The sequence below is a fragment of the Flavobacterium zepuense genome (genome assembly GCF_007097145.1).
In the GTDB taxonomy this organism is placed as follows: Bacteria; Bacteroidota; Bacteroidia; order Flavobacteriales; family Flavobacteriaceae; genus Flavobacterium; species Flavobacterium zepuense.
The window spans coordinates 511,987-528,369 of record NZ_VJVZ01000001.1; the positions used below are offsets into that span (position 1 = coordinate 511,987).

The 16,383-nt window shown below is 40.2% G+C and carries 9 protein-coding genes; 5 read left to right on the forward strand and 4 right to left on the reverse strand.

Going from position 1 to position 16,383, the window contains the following annotated elements:
* Positions 1–12 precede the first annotated feature (12 nt).
* The 3 genes from FMM05_RS02210 to FMM05_RS02220 all read right to left on the reverse strand — a co-directional run bounded on the left by FMM05_RS02210 (position 13) and on the right by FMM05_RS02220 (position 5,315).
* Positions 13–3,267: a TonB-dependent receptor gene (locus tag FMM05_RS02210; protein WP_143371703.1), complete on the reverse strand. Its 3,255-nt coding sequence runs from the start codon at positions 3,265–3,267 to the stop codon at positions 13–15.
* Between the two features lie 128 nt (positions 3,268–3,395).
* Positions 3,396–4,562: a FecR family protein gene (locus tag FMM05_RS02215; RefSeq protein WP_143371704.1), complete on the reverse strand. Its 1,167-nt coding sequence runs from the start codon at positions 4,560–4,562 to the stop codon at positions 3,396–3,398.
* Between the two features lie 156 nt (positions 4,563–4,718).
* The gene (locus FMM05_RS02220; protein WP_143371705.1) at positions 4,719–5,315 is read right to left on the reverse strand and encodes an RNA polymerase sigma factor; all 597 of its coding nucleotides are present in this window, start codon (positions 5,313–5,315) and stop codon (positions 4,719–4,721) included.
* Positions 5,316–5,615: 300 nt separating this feature from the next.
* On the opposite strand from FMM05_RS02220, the gene FMM05_RS02225 reads away from it, so the two are divergent.
* The 5 genes from FMM05_RS02225 to FMM05_RS02245 all read left to right on the forward strand — a co-directional run bounded on the left by FMM05_RS02225 (position 5,616) and on the right by FMM05_RS02245 (position 15,410).
* Positions 5,616–7,253 (forward strand): tetratricopeptide repeat protein, encoded by a 1,638-nt coding sequence (locus tag FMM05_RS02225; protein ID WP_143371706.1) that lies wholly within the window; start codon positions 5,616–5,618, stop codon positions 7,251–7,253.
* A gap of 166 nt (positions 7,254–7,419) precedes the next feature.
* Positions 7,420–12,756, forward strand: coding sequence for a choice-of-anchor J domain-containing protein (locus tag FMM05_RS02230; protein ID WP_185965488.1), 5,337 nt, complete (start codon positions 7,420–7,422; stop codon positions 12,754–12,756).
* A 293-nt stretch (positions 12,757–13,049) separates the two neighbouring features.
* Positions 13,050–13,619, forward strand: coding sequence for a hypothetical protein (locus tag FMM05_RS02235; RefSeq protein ID WP_143371708.1), 570 nt, complete (start codon positions 13,050–13,052; stop codon positions 13,617–13,619).
* 22 nt (positions 13,620–13,641) lie between these two features.
* Positions 13,642–13,878: a hypothetical protein gene (locus tag FMM05_RS02240; RefSeq protein WP_143371709.1), complete on the forward strand. Its 237-nt coding sequence runs from the start codon at positions 13,642–13,644 to the stop codon at positions 13,876–13,878.
* Between the two features lie 146 nt (positions 13,879–14,024).
* Positions 14,025–15,410: an exonuclease domain-containing protein gene (locus FMM05_RS02245; protein ID WP_143371710.1), complete on the forward strand. Its 1,386-nt coding sequence runs from the start codon at positions 14,025–14,027 to the stop codon at positions 15,408–15,410.
* Between the two features lies 1 nt (position 15,411).
* Here FMM05_RS02245 and FMM05_RS02250 read toward each other — a convergent pair whose 3' ends face one another.
* Positions 15,412–16,335: a helix-turn-helix domain-containing protein gene (locus FMM05_RS02250; protein WP_143371711.1), complete on the reverse strand. Its 924-nt coding sequence runs from the start codon at positions 16,333–16,335 to the stop codon at positions 15,412–15,414.
* Between the last annotated feature and the right edge of the window lie 48 nt (positions 16,336–16,383).

Here is a 16,383-nt window from a genome sequence, read left to right on the forward strand (position 1 = left end):
CCGTTTGCATTTTTATTTAAATTTTACATTAAGTCCAACAGTGAAAGTCCTTGTACGCGGATAGATACCGTTGTCTCCACCGGCTCCGTTACCACCCGAAAAATTCAATTCAGGGTCGAGTCCGCTATAATCTGTAATCAGCAGCAGGTTAGTACCTGTAAATGAAACCCTTAAAGACTCAATGTACTTAACTTCTTTAAAATTAAAGCTGTAGCCTACGGTTGCATTTTCAAGCCTTATAAAATCGCCTTTTTCCAGCCAAAGGTCAGAGCCATACTGGCTTGTATATAAACCAAGCGGAACAGCACTCGCTAACAGGTTTGATTTACCAATGTTCTCCTCATAACTAAGGCTTGATTTTATACTGTTGTAAATCTTGTTTCCGCCAGATCCTTTCCACAACATAGAAGCATCAAGGTTTTTATACCTTAAAGTAGGATTAAACGCAAAAGTATATTTAGGCAATGCAGATCCTCGCTGAATACGGTCTTCACTCCTGTTGCCCTGGTCTATTACTCCGTCGCCGTTAACATCCTGCACCGTTTCTGCATTAGCATCGTTTTTACCGGTATGGTGAAGTATATTGAATGTGCCAATTGGCTGGCCCTTAATTAAGAAATTATTTGGCCCCCACGATACATAATCGGTGTTAAGCGGTACGCCGTTAATGCTCCCACTAAGGTTTAGCACTTCATTCCTTAAAAATGTGGCGTTACCGTTAAGCGTTAATGTTAGGTCGTTAGTATCTATAAGGTCATAGCTTAGTGATGCCTCTATACCCTCGTTCCTTATGTTGCCCACATTAGCCCTGATCGTAGAGAACGGGAAGGGTGGCTGTGGTACTGTATAATCAAAAAGAAGGTTATCGGTTTTTGCAGTAAAAATATCAAATGTACCACGCAGCCTGTTTTTAAGGAGTGCAAAATCAATACCTACGTTAGTTTGCTTTTTAGTTTCCCATTTAAGATCGGCATTAGCATTTTGGGTAATAGCATAATTTGTAATTTGCTGGCCGCCAAAATATGTTACACCGCTTGCTCCTACTAACGATATTGAGTTGTAAGGAGATAAGCCCTGATTACCTGTAACACCATAACCTACGCGTAGTTTTAAAGCGCTTACTACTGCCTGGTTTGCCATAAAACCTTCCTGGTCTACTTGCCATGCAACCGATGCCGATGGGAAGTTACCCCATTTGTTGTTGGCCCCAAATACTGATGAACCATCTCGCCTTAAACTGGCGGTTAGCAAATATTTACCTAAATATGAGTAGTTTACACGACCAAGGAATGAAACCAGGGTACGGTCGTTTTTGTATGATGAAAAATCTCCGGAAAGTACTTTTGATATGTCTCCTAACTGTAGGGCGTTGTAGGTGGTCTTATCATTAATAAAGCCCCTTGCCTGGGCGTAGTTGCCCTGGTACTCCTGGTTTTGCCATTCGTATAGGGCTAGTGCATTAACGCTATGGTCGCCAAATATTTTTTTGTAGCTAAGGCTTATGTTTAAAAGCTTTTCGTTTTGCCTGTTGTTGTTAATGTTTGCAAATCCATTTTGGTTAATGGCATTCGCATCGGTAGAGGCTACAGGAATATAAAAGCCTGTCATGGCACTTGTCTTTCTCCAGCTTCCAAAACCTCCTATCGAAATTCCGTCATAAACATCAAGATCAGCTTTCAGGCTCCCAAAAAGATTATCATTTTGCGATTCATTAGTTACCGTCTGGCTAACTGCATATGGGTTTAGGTATTTAAAGATATTAGGGTCTGTAAAATAGGTACCATCTGTATTAAACACCGGGTCAGTTGGCCGCATTAGGTACGCATTACTAATAAGGTTAGACGTAAACGACTCCCTGCCTATACTTTGCACCATACTTTGAGTATTGTTTATACCGCTGTTAAGGTTAAAGTTCAGTTTTAATTTTCCATCAAGCGCAGTTTGGGTTGCCTGTACACGGCCAATGTATTTTTTATTATCCGAGTTTTGTACCACACCTTCCTGCAAAACAGCTGCAAGAGATGCCCTGTACGTAAACGTATCTGTACCTCCGCCAAAGGAAAGTGTGTAGTTTTGTGTAGCGCCGCTTTTGGTAAGGATATCATACCAGTCGGTATTGGCACCATGGTTAGCCGATGCCGGTACGCCAATTTTCTGAGCTTCCGCCCACCATTCATCGGCACTTAGCATATCTAATTTTTTAGGTATGTAATCGTATGATGTAGATGATGAAAACTCTATGGATGTACTCCCCGCTTTATTTCTTTTAGTTGTTACAATAATTACACCTGCAGCACCCCTTGTACCGTATATTGCTGTAGCCGATGCATCTTTCAGCACGTCTACACTGGCAACTTCGCTGGGCGGTATCTGGTTTAAGAGGTCCATATTACCTTGTATACCATCTACAACTACCAAAGGATCGTTACCGCCAATAAGCGACGATATACCTCGTATCCTTACATAAGGCGCTGAGCCGGGCTCACTGCCTGTTTGTGCAATGTTTACACCCGCAAGTTTACCAGATATAAGCTGTAAAGGGTTAACAAGTGCGCCCTGGTTCATGTCTTTTTCCAAAACAGAGCCTACGGCACCCGTTACATCCCGCCTTGTAGTAGTACCGTAACCTACCACGACAACTTCCTGTAGTTCGCTCACTTCAGGTGCCATTTGTATAGTACTGTTATCCTGTGCTGCACTTATTTTTTTTGCCTGATAGCCTATGTAAGTTACAACCAGTACAGCATTGGGGCCGGAAACAGAAATTGAGAAATTTCCGTCAACATCTGTTGATACACCATTTGTAGTATTTTCTTCAACTATAGAGGCGCCCGGAAGTGGCATGCCATTCTCGTCTACAACTTTTCCCTTAACAGTTTGCTGAATGTTGACAGATTTAGGAATTGTTACTGGAGCTTTTTTTAAGATTATCTGTGTATCCCTTACCTTAAAAGAAGTACCGGTATCCTTAAACAGGGTGTTTAAAACCGCATCGATACTTTCATCTTTTACACGGATAGATACAAGGCGGTTAACGTCTATATCATCAATATTATAAATAAAACGGAAGTCGGTTTGCCGTTCAATCGTCTCTATAACCTTCTCAACAGTTTTATTGTTTAATTTAAGGCTAACTTTAGTTTGGGCATAAGTATTAGCCCTGCCACTAAACATAACGACCAACAGAAGTAGGGTGGTTAGTTTCACTTTCAGGTTAATTTTAAGCAACGGGTATTTTAACCCTATGCTTTTTGGGTTTATTTTCATAAATTTGTTAATGGTTGTAATTCTACCTTGGGTTATAATCAATTATCTAATCGGAAATTGTTCTCAGGCTTTTTCCGATTTTTTTTTACATCGTAATTTTCATACATTCATTTTACTGGGATTTAAGGTTATTTAATGGTTATAGTATCATCTTTAATAGTATAATTAATTCGCTGAATGTCGTTAAAGTAGCTTAAAACAACACCTATAGGCTGCTGTTTAAACGAGGCATTAAATTTCTCGTTAGCTAACTTTTGGTTTTGGTTATGAATAGTAACATTGTAATGGCGCTCCAGTTTTTTTGCTATATTTTTAAAGCTCATGTTCCTAAAATATAGTTCGCCATATATCCATGATGTATATACATCTGTACTTACCGATTTAACATCTATACTACTGTCTTTTTTTGCAAAACTGCCTTTGTAACCTGGTTTAAGTACTGTATTTTTTAAAGCATCAAATTTTTGGTTTTTTGTGTAAAGCGCTACAGATCCTTCTTCCAGCACTACATCGGTAAGGTCATCATCATCATAGCTGCTCACATTAAAATGAGTACCTAAGGCGCGTACATTTAAATTACCGGCATTTACCACAAAAGGGTGTTTTTTATCTTTTGCCACATCAAAATAGGCTTCACCATCTAAAAACACCAGCCTTTCCTGCCCGGCAATAAAACGAACAGGATAGCGTAGTGTAGTTCCCGCATTTAAGTGCACGATAGTACCATCTGAAAGCTGTAGCTGAAAACGTTTACCGTAAGGTATTTTAATTGTATTGTATACAAGGTTTTCTATAGATGTGTTGGTATCGTACTTAATTTTACTTCCCTTTTGGTTGCCTACCACATTGCCATTGGCATCGGTTAGTGCTGCCTGCCCGGTTTCGGTTAACACCTGTATGTCGCCGTTTTCTAATTGTATTGTAATTTCATTGCCTTTTAAGAGTGGCAGGCTTTCTTTATGATTGTTAGATCGTATTTGGTAAACCAGCCCAACTGTAAGCAATACAACAACAGAGGCTGCTATACTAATGTATTTTTTATAGCTACCCCTTTTCCTGTTAATTGAAATTGGACGTTTATTTTGTACAGTTATATTTGTAAATATGCTGTGGGCAGTTGCAGTATCCATAAGGGGCATATTACCAAGCAATTCTTTTACTTCATCTACCGTAGGAAAATCATCAGTAAGTTGATTTTTTTTAAAGTATTCGGCAACTTCCTTAATTTCTTCAGCGTTGCACTGGTTTAAAATAAACTTCTGTAATAATATCTTTATATAAGGGCTGTTGCTCATTACGCAATTGTTTTAGTATCTGTATACCTATTATACAGTTGAAAGCCCTTAGACTACTACTCAAACGATATAATTTTTTAATATTTTTTTAAAATAAAATTTAAAATATTGATTTTAAGCAATTTAAAAACATAAATTAAATAAAAAAAAATCACTCTAAAGAGTGATTTGCAGAAGTAAGGATAATAGTAGTAGCAAAATCTCGTCGTGAGCTTGAAAAAATAGCCGCATAGACTCCAGTGCTTTACTCATTTGGCTTTTTACCGTATTTACGGATATGCCAAGTTCTGCACTAATTTCTTCGTATGTTTTACCCTTACGGGACATTTTAAATATCTTCTTGCGTTTGGGAGGCAATTCTTTTATGGCAAGTTTTTTTAGTTTTTTGCAATCGTCCTCACGAATATGATAGTCTCCCTGCTCGTGAGATGTAGCGCTGCTTTTAAAAATTTCCTCTTTAAGAAGTACATCATTTGCGGCAACATTAAGCGTGTTAAAAGCCTGGTTCCTGGCAATGGTTGTTAAATAGGATTTGAATGACTTACTGGCGTCTAAATTTTCTCGGTTAAGCCATACCTTTAAAAAAACATCCTGAACATTCTCTTCGGCAAAGTCTTTAGATTTTAAAAGGCTAAGGCTATAACCATAGATATCCTGATAATAATTATCAAAAAGTTTACGGAATGCTTTCTCATTGTGATTTTTTAGTTCACTGATAAGAAGGGATTCATCAAAACTCTTTATATCCGACATTTTTATTTATCCTGTATTTTTGATAGGTTAAATTATGATTGTTGCAATTTAAATGCAAAAAATAAATCATGTTGACAAAGATATAAAATTTTGAATTAAGAATTATATCTAAATAAATTTGTAAAATGCTCAATACGTATCACTTATATTTTTATACCTGTGTATACAGTATGTTATTTAATAAAGTGTTTATAAACTATTTTCATCTTAAATTATACATATTCAGTAGTATCTATTATTATACAATAAAAATCTTACATTTGCTTTGCATTATCTCCCATTAAACATTCCTGAAATACCATGCTTGCTAAAAAACTACGCTTTTTTAATGTTGGTGTGTTGCTTATTGCATTAGTAGCAATAAGCAGCAAGGCTATTTCTCAAACAAGGTCGCAATGCGATACCATAATTGAGAAAGGCATAGATGCCCTGTGGAAAAAAGAGCATGCAAAATCGTTAGAGCTGCTTACCCAGGCCCGCACCAAGGCTGAAAAGAACCATTGGCACAAAGAATTGTATAAGGCTACCATTAATATTGGCTCTAATTATTACGCCATGCATGATTATGGCGAGGCCCTTAATTATTACATGGAGGGCTATAAAAATGCAGTAAAAAACCTTGAGCCTAAATACGAAATGTTGGTGCTTAACAATATAGCCGTATTATATTCTGAAGAAAAGAATTATGATAAGGCAAAAATGTATTTTGAAAAAGCCTACAATACCGCAAAAGAAATTAAGGACTATAAAAATTTAGGGTTATACGCGCTTAATCTGGGTAATGTTGCTAACCAAACCAATGACCCCGTAAAAGCAAGGAAATATATTTTAGAGGGGATAGGATACTTAAAAGATAATAAAGAAACACATTTTTTAATGCAGGCAAACATATCGCTTGCAGAAAATGACTTATTGTTGGGTAAAACAGTACAGGCGCGCAGCGAAGCCCAGGATATATATAAACAACTGGATAAACCTGAGTTTAAAAATGACCGTATGTGGCTGTTAGTGCTTATTGCAAAAACCTATACTAAAGAACAAAACTATAATGAGGCCATAACTACGGTGCAGAAGGTATTTAACCTTAACCCGGATGTAGAAACCAAGGCCGATCTTTACCGCCTGCTTTCTAAAATATACTACAAACAACAATCTTATGAAACGGCTATCAGGTACAAAGACTTGGTAATAACGTTAGACAGCACCCTGACTAAAATAAGGAATACCCGCATTTTTGAGAACAGCAAAGTAAAGTTTGAAATACTTAATTACCAAAACCAGATTGCCCATAACCAGGAGAAAATAAGTGCAGAGCGTAAAATATTTCTATCGGTACTGCTTATTGTTATAGCCATAGTAATAATTGTAATATTAATGCTAAGGCAAAAGAAGGCTATTGCCGAAAAGAACCAGCATATAGCGGTGTTGCAACTGGAAAAGGAAAAAAGTGATAAACTGCTTTTAGAAAAACAAATAACAGCCTCCCGGTTTGAAAAAGAACAGCTTCAGGGTGAGGTAGAATCGGGCAACAGGAAACTGTCATCCAAGGCATTGTACCTTTCCAGCAGGAACGAGCTTATAGAAGACATTTTGGAATACCTTTCTAAAAAACCAAAATTTTCTAAAGACCCTGTTTTGTCAACTCACATACAATCGCTAAAAAACCACCTGCGCAGCGATAACGAATGGGAAGACTTTATTGCCCATTTTGAGAACGTAAACCAGGGCTTTTTAATGCGGCTAAAAGAGCTGCATCCCGGCCTCAGCGCAAACGATACTCGCTTTATTGCTTATGTGTACATGAACCTGAGCACTAAGGAGATTGCATACATACTTAACATAACATTGGTTGCTGCACGCAAGAGAAAAGAGCGTATTACCGCAAAAATGGAAATTCCTAAAGATGTGGAATTATTTGACTATATATCAAGCATTTAAATATTAAATGTCGTACAAATTGTCTCTATTTGTCACGTTATTTGCTCCTCACTTTAACTACACAATAAAAATTTTGCTTTAATTTTTAGTTAATGTTGCATTAAAATCGCTTCACTAACCCAATAATTCCTACTCCAGATTATTGGTCAAAAACTAAATGCAGAACATGAAAAAAATCTATTCACTAATTCTTTTGGCATTGCTATCCTTAAATGGTAATGCGCAGGGATTGCCTCTTGAAACCTTTGAAGGTTCCTGGACAACGCCTGCTACAAATCCTGGCAGCGGTGGCCCTGATGGCTGGGCTATTATTAACCTTGCAGGCCCGGCTAAAACATGGTTACATGCCAGCGGCAGCGATGCACAGCCGGCTTACCTGGGCACACACGCCGCTTACCTGGACCGTGAAGCTGTTGCTCCTGAAACTACCACCAGCGACTGGCTGGTAACAAAATCATTCGTAGTGCCACAAAATGGCCAGCTGCGGTTTTTTTCTAAACTGTTTTTTAATGCCGACCAGGGTACACAGTATAAAGTAATGATATCTACAACTATAGGTACCACTGCCCAGACTGCTGTTGAAAACTATACTGAGCTTGCATCATTTACCGAACTGGAAATGAACCCTACACAGTTAAACTGGACGGAAAAGATAATAACCCTACCAACAATTTATGAAGGCGAAACAGTTTATATAGCTTTTGTAATGCAGGGCAATCAGGGCGACCGCTGGGATATAGATAATGTACTCGTTGCAGAGCAATGCTTACCTCCTGCAAATTTAAGCGCCCAGCCCTACACCACTACATCATCTAAACTAAGTTGGGAAAGTACTGTTGCACCTGCCTCATGGGATGTTGCAGTGCTGCCCTTAGAGGAAGGGTTTACAGGAACCGGCCAAAATTATACCGGTACACTACCTTATATTGCGGGCGGCTTACAGCCAAATACCCAGTACAAATTTTATGTAAGGGCAAATTGCGATACCGGCCTGGGCAGCGAATGGGAAGGGCCACTTTATTTTACCACCCTGTGCGATGCGCTTCCGGCGCCGTTTTATGAGGGCTTTAACTCCAACTCTTCCACACAAAATTGCTGGACGGTACTAAACTCAAATAACGACAGCTTTACATGGAACCTTGATTATATATATGATACGTTTGAGGGAGATGAAGCCGCACGCTTTGACTCCGGCTACGCCTTTGCAAATAACGATATGCTTATCTCTCCCGGTATAATATTAACGGGTAATGAGTATTTAAAATTCCATTTTAAAACAGCCAATAATCCTGTCCCGTTTAAAATAATGGTATCTACCACGGGTATAGCCCCCGAGGATTTTACTACAGAATTAGCGCCGCTAACCACCTATTACAACACCACTTTTGTAGAAAAAACAATTAATCTTTCTAATTTACCTGCCGGCACTACGTACATAGCCTGGTACATACCACAGGGTACTGTAGCCGCCGACCAGTTAATTATAGATAACGTACGCATTAATACACAGGTTGCGTGTGCTGAGCCAATTGACCTGACCGCTAATAATATATCTTGGAATGCTGCCATATTATCATGGCTGCAGGGCGATACCGAAAGTTCATGGCAGGTAGTAGTTCAGCCTGCAAATGGCCCAGTACCTACGGCAGCTACAGTGGGCGAAACAGCATCGGCAACATCATTCAATAAAACTGGGCTTTTAACTTCAACCCAATATGAATATTATGTACGTTCGGTGTGCGATGCGCTAAACAGCAGTACATGGGCAGGGCCTTACCGTTTTACAACTGGCTGTGGGCCTAACTCAATACCTTTTTATGAAGGCTTCAACAGCCAGTCTACGACAGAAGACTGCTGGCAAATTGTAAATGCCAACTTTGACTGGAATTCATGGAATACTGATTATCCGTGGTCAGGCCCCTATGAAGGCGATCAGGCGGCCACGCTTTCAACAAGTGCATTACCTAATGACTGGCTTATTTCTCCGCCAATAACATTAAACGGTAACCAAAGGTTAAAATATCATCACAAGGTTAATTATGGTTCGGCAGGTTTTAAAGTAATGCTGTCTACCACACAAAAAGACCCTGAAGATTTTACAGAGGTTATCGTGCCTGGCCAAAATTATACCAATACAGCCTATGTTAAAGAAATTGTATCGTTAGCCAATTACACCGGCACAGTATACCTGGCATGGCAGGTTACACCCGGGCTTGATTTTGGCCCGGACATTACCATAGATAATATTGTGGTAGAAAATATACCTACCTGTTCTGAACCCGGCATACCTGTAACAACAAGTATAAACCAGGGCGCTGTAACGCTATCCTGGCCGCAGGGCGGTAACGAAACAAACTGGGAAATTTTTGTTCAGCCGGCAGGCGGAGCAATACCTACCGGTAGCGGGATCCCTGCAAATACAAATCCTTTTACTATTACACAATTGCCCGATGGCAGCCCGTTACAGCCCTCTACTAACTACCAGGTCTATGTAAAAGCGGTGTGTAGCAGTACCGATAGCAGCATCTGGTCAGATCCCGGCAACTTTGTTACGCTTCCCGTTAACGACAATTGTGCAGGTGCATTAAATGTACCCGTAAATACCACAGCATTGTGTACAAATTCGACAGCAGGGACCGTAAAAGGAGCAACAGCATCGTCATCTGTATCCGACTGTAACATATCCGACACACAGGCAGATAATGATGATGTATGGTTTAAGTTTACAGCCACGGCTACCACGCATACCCTGTTTATCACCGATATTGTGGGGTCGGAAACCTCATTAATGTATGGCCTATATAGCGGAAATTGCAGCAATTTAGTCCAATTAGGGGAATGTTATTATGCAGGCGCTGTACCAAAAGTGCTGCGTGAGCTTGTTATAGGGCAAACCTATTGGATAAGGGTGTTTACCCCATATACCGCTGCACCTCAGGATACATCATTTAATGTATGCATAAGAACACCAGATCAGCCAATTGCTGTGAGTACCACACAATATACAAATACACAACTAATTACTGACCTGTTTATGGATACTGCGTGCACCGATATAAGCAATGTAGTAGCATCATCGGGCCCGGAGCATGGCTTAAGTACAACCGGGATAGGTTATTTTAGCCAGAATCAATCTGATTTTATGCTGCCGGAAGGTATCGCATTAACAACCGGGGATGTTACTAAAACTGTAGGCCCTAATTATGGCGATGGTTATGGCAATTTACTGCACGAATGGTGGTTGTGGGATGGCGATGCCGATCTTAATACCAGCATGGCTCAGGCGGGTTTTCAGGGAACATCGGGATCTGTAGGGCCATCCTATATGGCAACAACGCTGGAGTTTGATTTTGTACCTAAAGGCACGCAACTGAGCTTTGATTTTATTTTCGCATCAGAACAGTACGGGCCGGGCTCAGTACAATGTTTTAACTCGTTCGCATTTGCCTTTTTACTTACCGATAGCAACGGCAACACGACTAACATGGCCGTGGTACCCGATACCAACACTCCTGTAGGCGTAACTTCGATAAGGAATGCTGCCGTAGGTAATTTTATTTGCGATGCCCAAAACGAAGGCTATTTTGATGAATACAATGAAGGCAATGGTTTAGAAAACAATACTCCTATCAATTTTAACGGCCATACCGTGCCGCTTAAAGCAAAGGCCGATTTAAATCCTAACGAACAATACCACCTTAAACTGGTAGTTGCCGACTGGACCGGGGGTAGCTATGGCGATTCGGGGGTATTTATAGGCAAGGCAGAAATTAGCGTAGAGGTTGATTTAGGCCCTGACCTTTTAGTGAGCACTAACACTGCAGTTTGTGCCAATGGCGAACATACCATTACTACAGGCCTGAATGCAGATGACTATGATTTTATATGGACACGCGATGGCGAAATCCTTACCGGCGAAACCAATGCCACACTTACCATAACGCAGCCGGGCACCTATGCCGTGCAGGTAATAGCCGAAGGCGATACTTGTGCCTTGGCACAGGATAGTGTTGTTATAGAATTCTACCCTTCGGTAGAAAGCGTTACAGGTAACCCTGAAAACCTAACTGCCTGCGATAACGACGGCTTTGCCCAGTTTGACTTTTCGGTAAGCACTATTGCAATCGTTCAGGGTACTACCACAGGCCCTTATGAGGTGTCTTACCACCTTACACATGATGCCGCACAAAACAACACGGGAGCACTACCGCTAACCTATCAAAATGCTACGCAGGGGGTGCAAACCATTTACGTAAGGATCTATGATACAACTATACAGTGTTACGGTATTAAGTCGTTTACAATATCCGTACACAATATACCTGAGTTTACCGTTAACGATATTACAGGGCTGTGTACCGCTGCTACGGGTACAATTACCGTTGTTCCTGTAAATTATGACCCGCTTGATGTTACCTACACATGGACAAGAGACAGCCAGCCGCTTACCGATACCACAGCTAACCTTACAATTACAAGTGCAGGTGTCTATACCGTTACCGTAAACAATCATGGCTGTGTTACTACCAAAACTGTAACCGTTACGGCAATACCGGCACCGCCTGTAGATGAAATTGCCGACGCTACCGCTTGCGAAAGTTATATTTTACCGGCACTTTCTGCCGGCAATACGTACCATACCCTGCCAAATGGCGGAGGTATAACCCTCAACGCCGGTGAAACTATCAGCAGCAGTCAAACCATTTATGTGTTGGCACAAAACGCAGCAGGCTGTACTGCCGAAAGCAATTTTATAGTTACCATTAATCCGTTACCGCAATTTTCGCTGAGCGCACCTGTAAATGCATGTAGCGCCGCAATGATAGATGTAACAGTAGTTGCCCAGAATTTTGACCAGGCTGCCGCAACCTATTCATGGTCGCTTAACGGCACACCTGTAGATGGCAGCGGGCCTGTGCTTGAAGGTATCGACTTTGGTACCTATGCCGTTACCGTAACCCTTAATGGTTGTAGTGTTACTAAAAACATCGTGGTTGTAAAAAACAATGATGCTGTGGCAATTGCCTTTACCGAGGGTTGTGAAGACGATATATACATGCTCGCAGCCATTGATGAAAACGGATCTTTTGATTTGGAAACCGCTGCCTATTCATGGACTGGGCCTCAGGGCTTTACAGCTTCAGAAAATAAATTTGAGGTTATTGAACCGGGTACGTACACCGTTACAGTTACTACCGCAGAAGGATGCACCGGCACTAAGCAGTACGAAGTGCTTTCTACAACCTGCGATATACCAAAAGGTATTTCACCTAATGGAGATGGCTTTAATGACGATTTTGACCTTACAGGGTTAGACGTTAAAAGGGTAAGCATCTTTAACCGTTATGGCAAAGAGGTATATAATGCAGCTAATTATACTAACCAGTGGCACGGACAGGCATCAAACGGCGATGAACTGCCTACCGGAACCTATTATTATGTAGTAAACCGTAATAATGGCGAAGCTAAAACCGGATGGGTATATATAAACCGCCAGAATTAGCTTAAGCTAAATAACCTATAACCCTAAATTAATACAGAGGTTAGTAAGTTTTATCCAGAAGTAGCTGAAACTACTTCTGGATTTTTTATTGGTTTTCATCCTATTTAATTTTGAGCAGGCTCTTCCTGCATATTTGTAGTCACCAACAATGGCGGCAATTATTGCTAAACAGTTGTTATTTCGCAATCAAAATCTTCATCGAAAAGTGTACCTCCGTTGGTTAAGCCAATTTAATATCAAAAACAAAAAATATTTATCTATAAGTAGTATGTTTGCTGCTAAATCAATATCAAATGAGCAGACTGTATTTTTATTTATTTGTAATTTTATTTTCAGGAACAGTATTTAACCGTATTTATGCACAACCCAACACCGGTGAGTTTATAAATGCATCTGTGGGATTGGGCATAGTAGCGCCAAACGACGAATCTGAGATAGACGGCTCCGGTTTTTACGCACAGGCAGAATATGTTTGGGCACCGCGTACCTGGTTTGGCGTAAGGCCGTATGCGGGGTTGATAATAGCTTCGGGAGAATCTGATGAAGACGAGATACAAGGCTTAAGCATTAAATCTAACGCTGCCTTACTGGGCGCAAAAATTCGTTTAGTAGCACCTATACCTTACGTAGCCCCATTTATTGAGTCTGGTGTTGGTATGTCTATAGGCTCATTTGAAACTCATACTGAATATACCAATTTAAAAAAAGATGGTGTGCTCTTACATATTCCGTTTACAGTAGGTCTTGCTTTAGGCCGTAGGCACAAAGTAGAGGTTAAATTTACATATTACTATCATGATGCTGTAGATCAATTTTCAGGAGCGGCGGCATTTGGCCTTTCTTTCCCAATAAATAATGATTAATATTGCTCTTAAAATTATTAATATGAAGAAACTATCTGAATTAAGCCTGCCTGAGCTAAACAAAAAAAAATCGCTGCTAAAAGGCGTTATAATTGGTTTTGGTGTATTAATGCTTTTAGCAATTTGCACACTGGTTTATCTTAAAGCAAAACCCATTTTGTTTGTACCCGTATTTGTCTTACCCATAGTTTGGATGCCAATATTACTCTCATTAAAAGCTATAAACGACGAAATAAAAAAACTGGAATCTAACCGTTAATAACCGCTTACATTACTGTAAGGCAATACTGTAGTATCATTTATGGGTATAATTTATAAGCATATCTTCTTGTAAACAGCACAAATATCTCCTTAACTTTGCATCAAAATAAAAAATATAGCTGTACCGGCAACGTTATATAATTGATGAGAAACCAGGAGTATGCAATAGTAGATATTGAAACAACAGGCGGCAATGCCAGTGGCAGCCGCATTACCGAAATTTGCATCATAATCCACAACGGAATGTGTGTTACCGAACGTTGGGAAACGCTTGTTAATCCGCAAAAAGATATCCCGCTGCCCATATCCGCACTTACCGGCATTAATAATGAGATGGTGCGCAGTGCCCCCATTTTTGATGACGTAGCTGAAAAAATAGTAGCGATGCTTACAGGGCGTGTTTTTGTAGCACACAACGTTAACTTTGATTACTCCTTTGTACGCCATCAGCTTGAAGAAGCGGGTTTTAAATGGACCGCACCAAAACTTTGCACCGTTCGCGCATCAAGAAAAATAAAGCCGGGCTTTGCATCCTACAGCCTTGGCAATCTTTGCAAATCGTTAGATATTGTTTTAGAACAACGCCACCGTGCAGGCGGCGATGCCGATGCTACTGCTATATTATTTTCGCGATTATTAGAGTGGGATACTGAAGGGCACTTAATAAAAATGGTTAAGAAAACAGCGCATGACCAGCGCCTGCCGCCTAACCTTCCGCCTGAAGATTTTGAACAATTGCCCGAAAAACCAGGTGTATATTACTTTTACAACCAGGTAAAAAAGGTTGTTTATGTGGGCAAGGCTGTTAACTTAAAAAAGCGTGTGGCATCGCATTTTAGCGGGCATAAAATTACACCACAACGGCAGCATTTTTTACGCGATATACACAGCATCTCTTTTGAAGTTTGTGCAACCGAGCTAATAGCACTATTGCTGGAATGTACTGAAATTAAAAAGCTGTGGCCAACATATAACAGGGCCTTAAAACGGTTTGAGGCAAAATTTGGCATTTATGAGTATGAAGCCCGCAACGGTTACCGTTATCTGGCCGTTGGCAAACTAAATAAATTTCAGGCGGGTATAGAGGTTTTTAGTAATTTAAACGATGGTATAGATTTATTACGAAGCCTGGCCCAACAATTTGAAATTGACCAGCGTTTTTGTAAATACTGTACATCTGCAGAGACAGAAGCCGTGAAAAACACTGACTTCGCTAATATACCTGATGTTGCGCATCATAACAGCAAAGTTGAAAAGGCTATTGATTTTATCCAAACTAATAAACCCAGTTTTGCTATTGTAGATAAGGGCCGCTATACCGATGAGCGCAGCTGTATATGGGTAGAAGACGGCCACTTTTATGGTATGGGCTATATTGAAGGTAATATTGGTTTTACGAATCTGTCAGACGTTAAAAGTTATGTTACCCAATACAGGAGCAACCAATACATTATGCAGTTAATTTACAGCTATGTACAAAAACACCCCGGTAAGGTTATCATGTTGCAAAAAGAACGTATTGGCGCATAAATTAATTAAAAGACTGCCTAAACTCTAAAGGCGACAGTTTTGTTTTTGTTTTAAAGAACTTGCTAAAAGACTGGGGATGCTCAAAACCTAACTCATAAGCAACTTCGCTTACAGATAAATTTGTGGCCGATAATTTTTCCTTAGCTTTTTCAACCAATTTATTATGTATGTGCTGCTGTGCATTTTGCCCGGTAAGGGAGCGTAACATATCGCTAAGATAGCTTGATGAGATATTTAATCTTTCGGCGAGGTACTGCACGGTGGGTATTCCCTGCCCCGAATATTTTTCGCTATTAAAATGCTCATCAAGTATTTCTTCCATGTTTTGAAGCAGGCTATGGTTTACCGCTTTGCGGGTAATAAACTGCCGCTTGTAAAACCTGTTGGCATAGTTAAGCAATAGTTCTATTTGAGAAATAACAACATCCTGGCTAAAATCGTCTATCCTGCTGTTTAACTCTTCTTCTATTATTTTGAATAGCGAGATGATGGTTTCCTTTTCCTTATCTGATAAATGCAGCGCCTCGTTAGCCGAGTACGAAAAGAAACCGTACTGTTTGATTTTAATGGCTAAAGGGTAAGACAATAAAAAATCGGGGTGAATAAGCAGCGTATAAAGCGAACAAACCTTCCCGTTACCACCTACATCGGGGCCAATAATTTGGTTGGGAGCTGCAAACAATAGCCCTCCCTGATCAAAATCGTAGTAGTCCTGCCCATATTTTACCCTGCCACTAAGCATAGGCTTATAAGAAATTTTGTAAAAGTTAAGCACGTGGGCCTCATGCACCATACTTTCTACAACCTTATTGCTTTCACTATCAATAAGGGTTATTAACGGATGCTGGGGCTGTGCAAGGCCAAACGCACGTGCAGCCTCTGTTAGCGAGCCAAAATTTTGAGGGATGGTTTCTTCCTTTTTCATATTGAAAGATTTATTACAAAGATAACCGATAATGCTTTACCGGTTATC

Bases quoted from the DNA above. Each gene is read 5' to 3' on its own strand.
- FMM05_RS02210 (WP_143371703.1), bottom strand. From the start codon at position 3,267: ATGAAAATAAACCCAAAAAGCATAGGGTTAAAATACCCGTTGCTTAAA.
- FMM05_RS02215 (WP_143371704.1), bottom strand. From the start codon at position 4,562: ATGAGCAACAGCCCTTATATAAAGATATTATTACAGAAGTTTATTTTA.
- FMM05_RS02220 (WP_143371705.1), bottom strand. From the start codon at position 5,315: ATGTCGGATATAAAGAGTTTTGATGAATCCCTTCTTATCAGTGAACTA.
- FMM05_RS02225 (WP_143371706.1), top strand. From the start codon at position 5,616: ATGCTTGCTAAAAAACTACGCTTTTTTAATGTTGGTGTGTTGCTTATT.
- FMM05_RS02230 (WP_185965488.1), top strand. From the start codon at position 7,420: ATGAAAAAAATCTATTCACTAATTCTTTTGGCATTGCTATCCTTAAAT.
- FMM05_RS02235 (WP_143371708.1), top strand. From the start codon at position 13,050: ATGAGCAGACTGTATTTTTATTTATTTGTAATTTTATTTTCAGGAACA.
- FMM05_RS02240 (WP_143371709.1), top strand. From the start codon at position 13,642: ATGAAGAAACTATCTGAATTAAGCCTGCCTGAGCTAAACAAAAAAAAA.
- FMM05_RS02245 (WP_143371710.1), top strand. From the start codon at position 14,025: ATGAGAAACCAGGAGTATGCAATAGTAGATATTGAAACAACAGGCGGC.
- FMM05_RS02250 (WP_143371711.1), bottom strand. From the start codon at position 16,335: ATGAAAAAGGAAGAAACCATCCCTCAAAATTTTGGCTCGCTAACAGAG.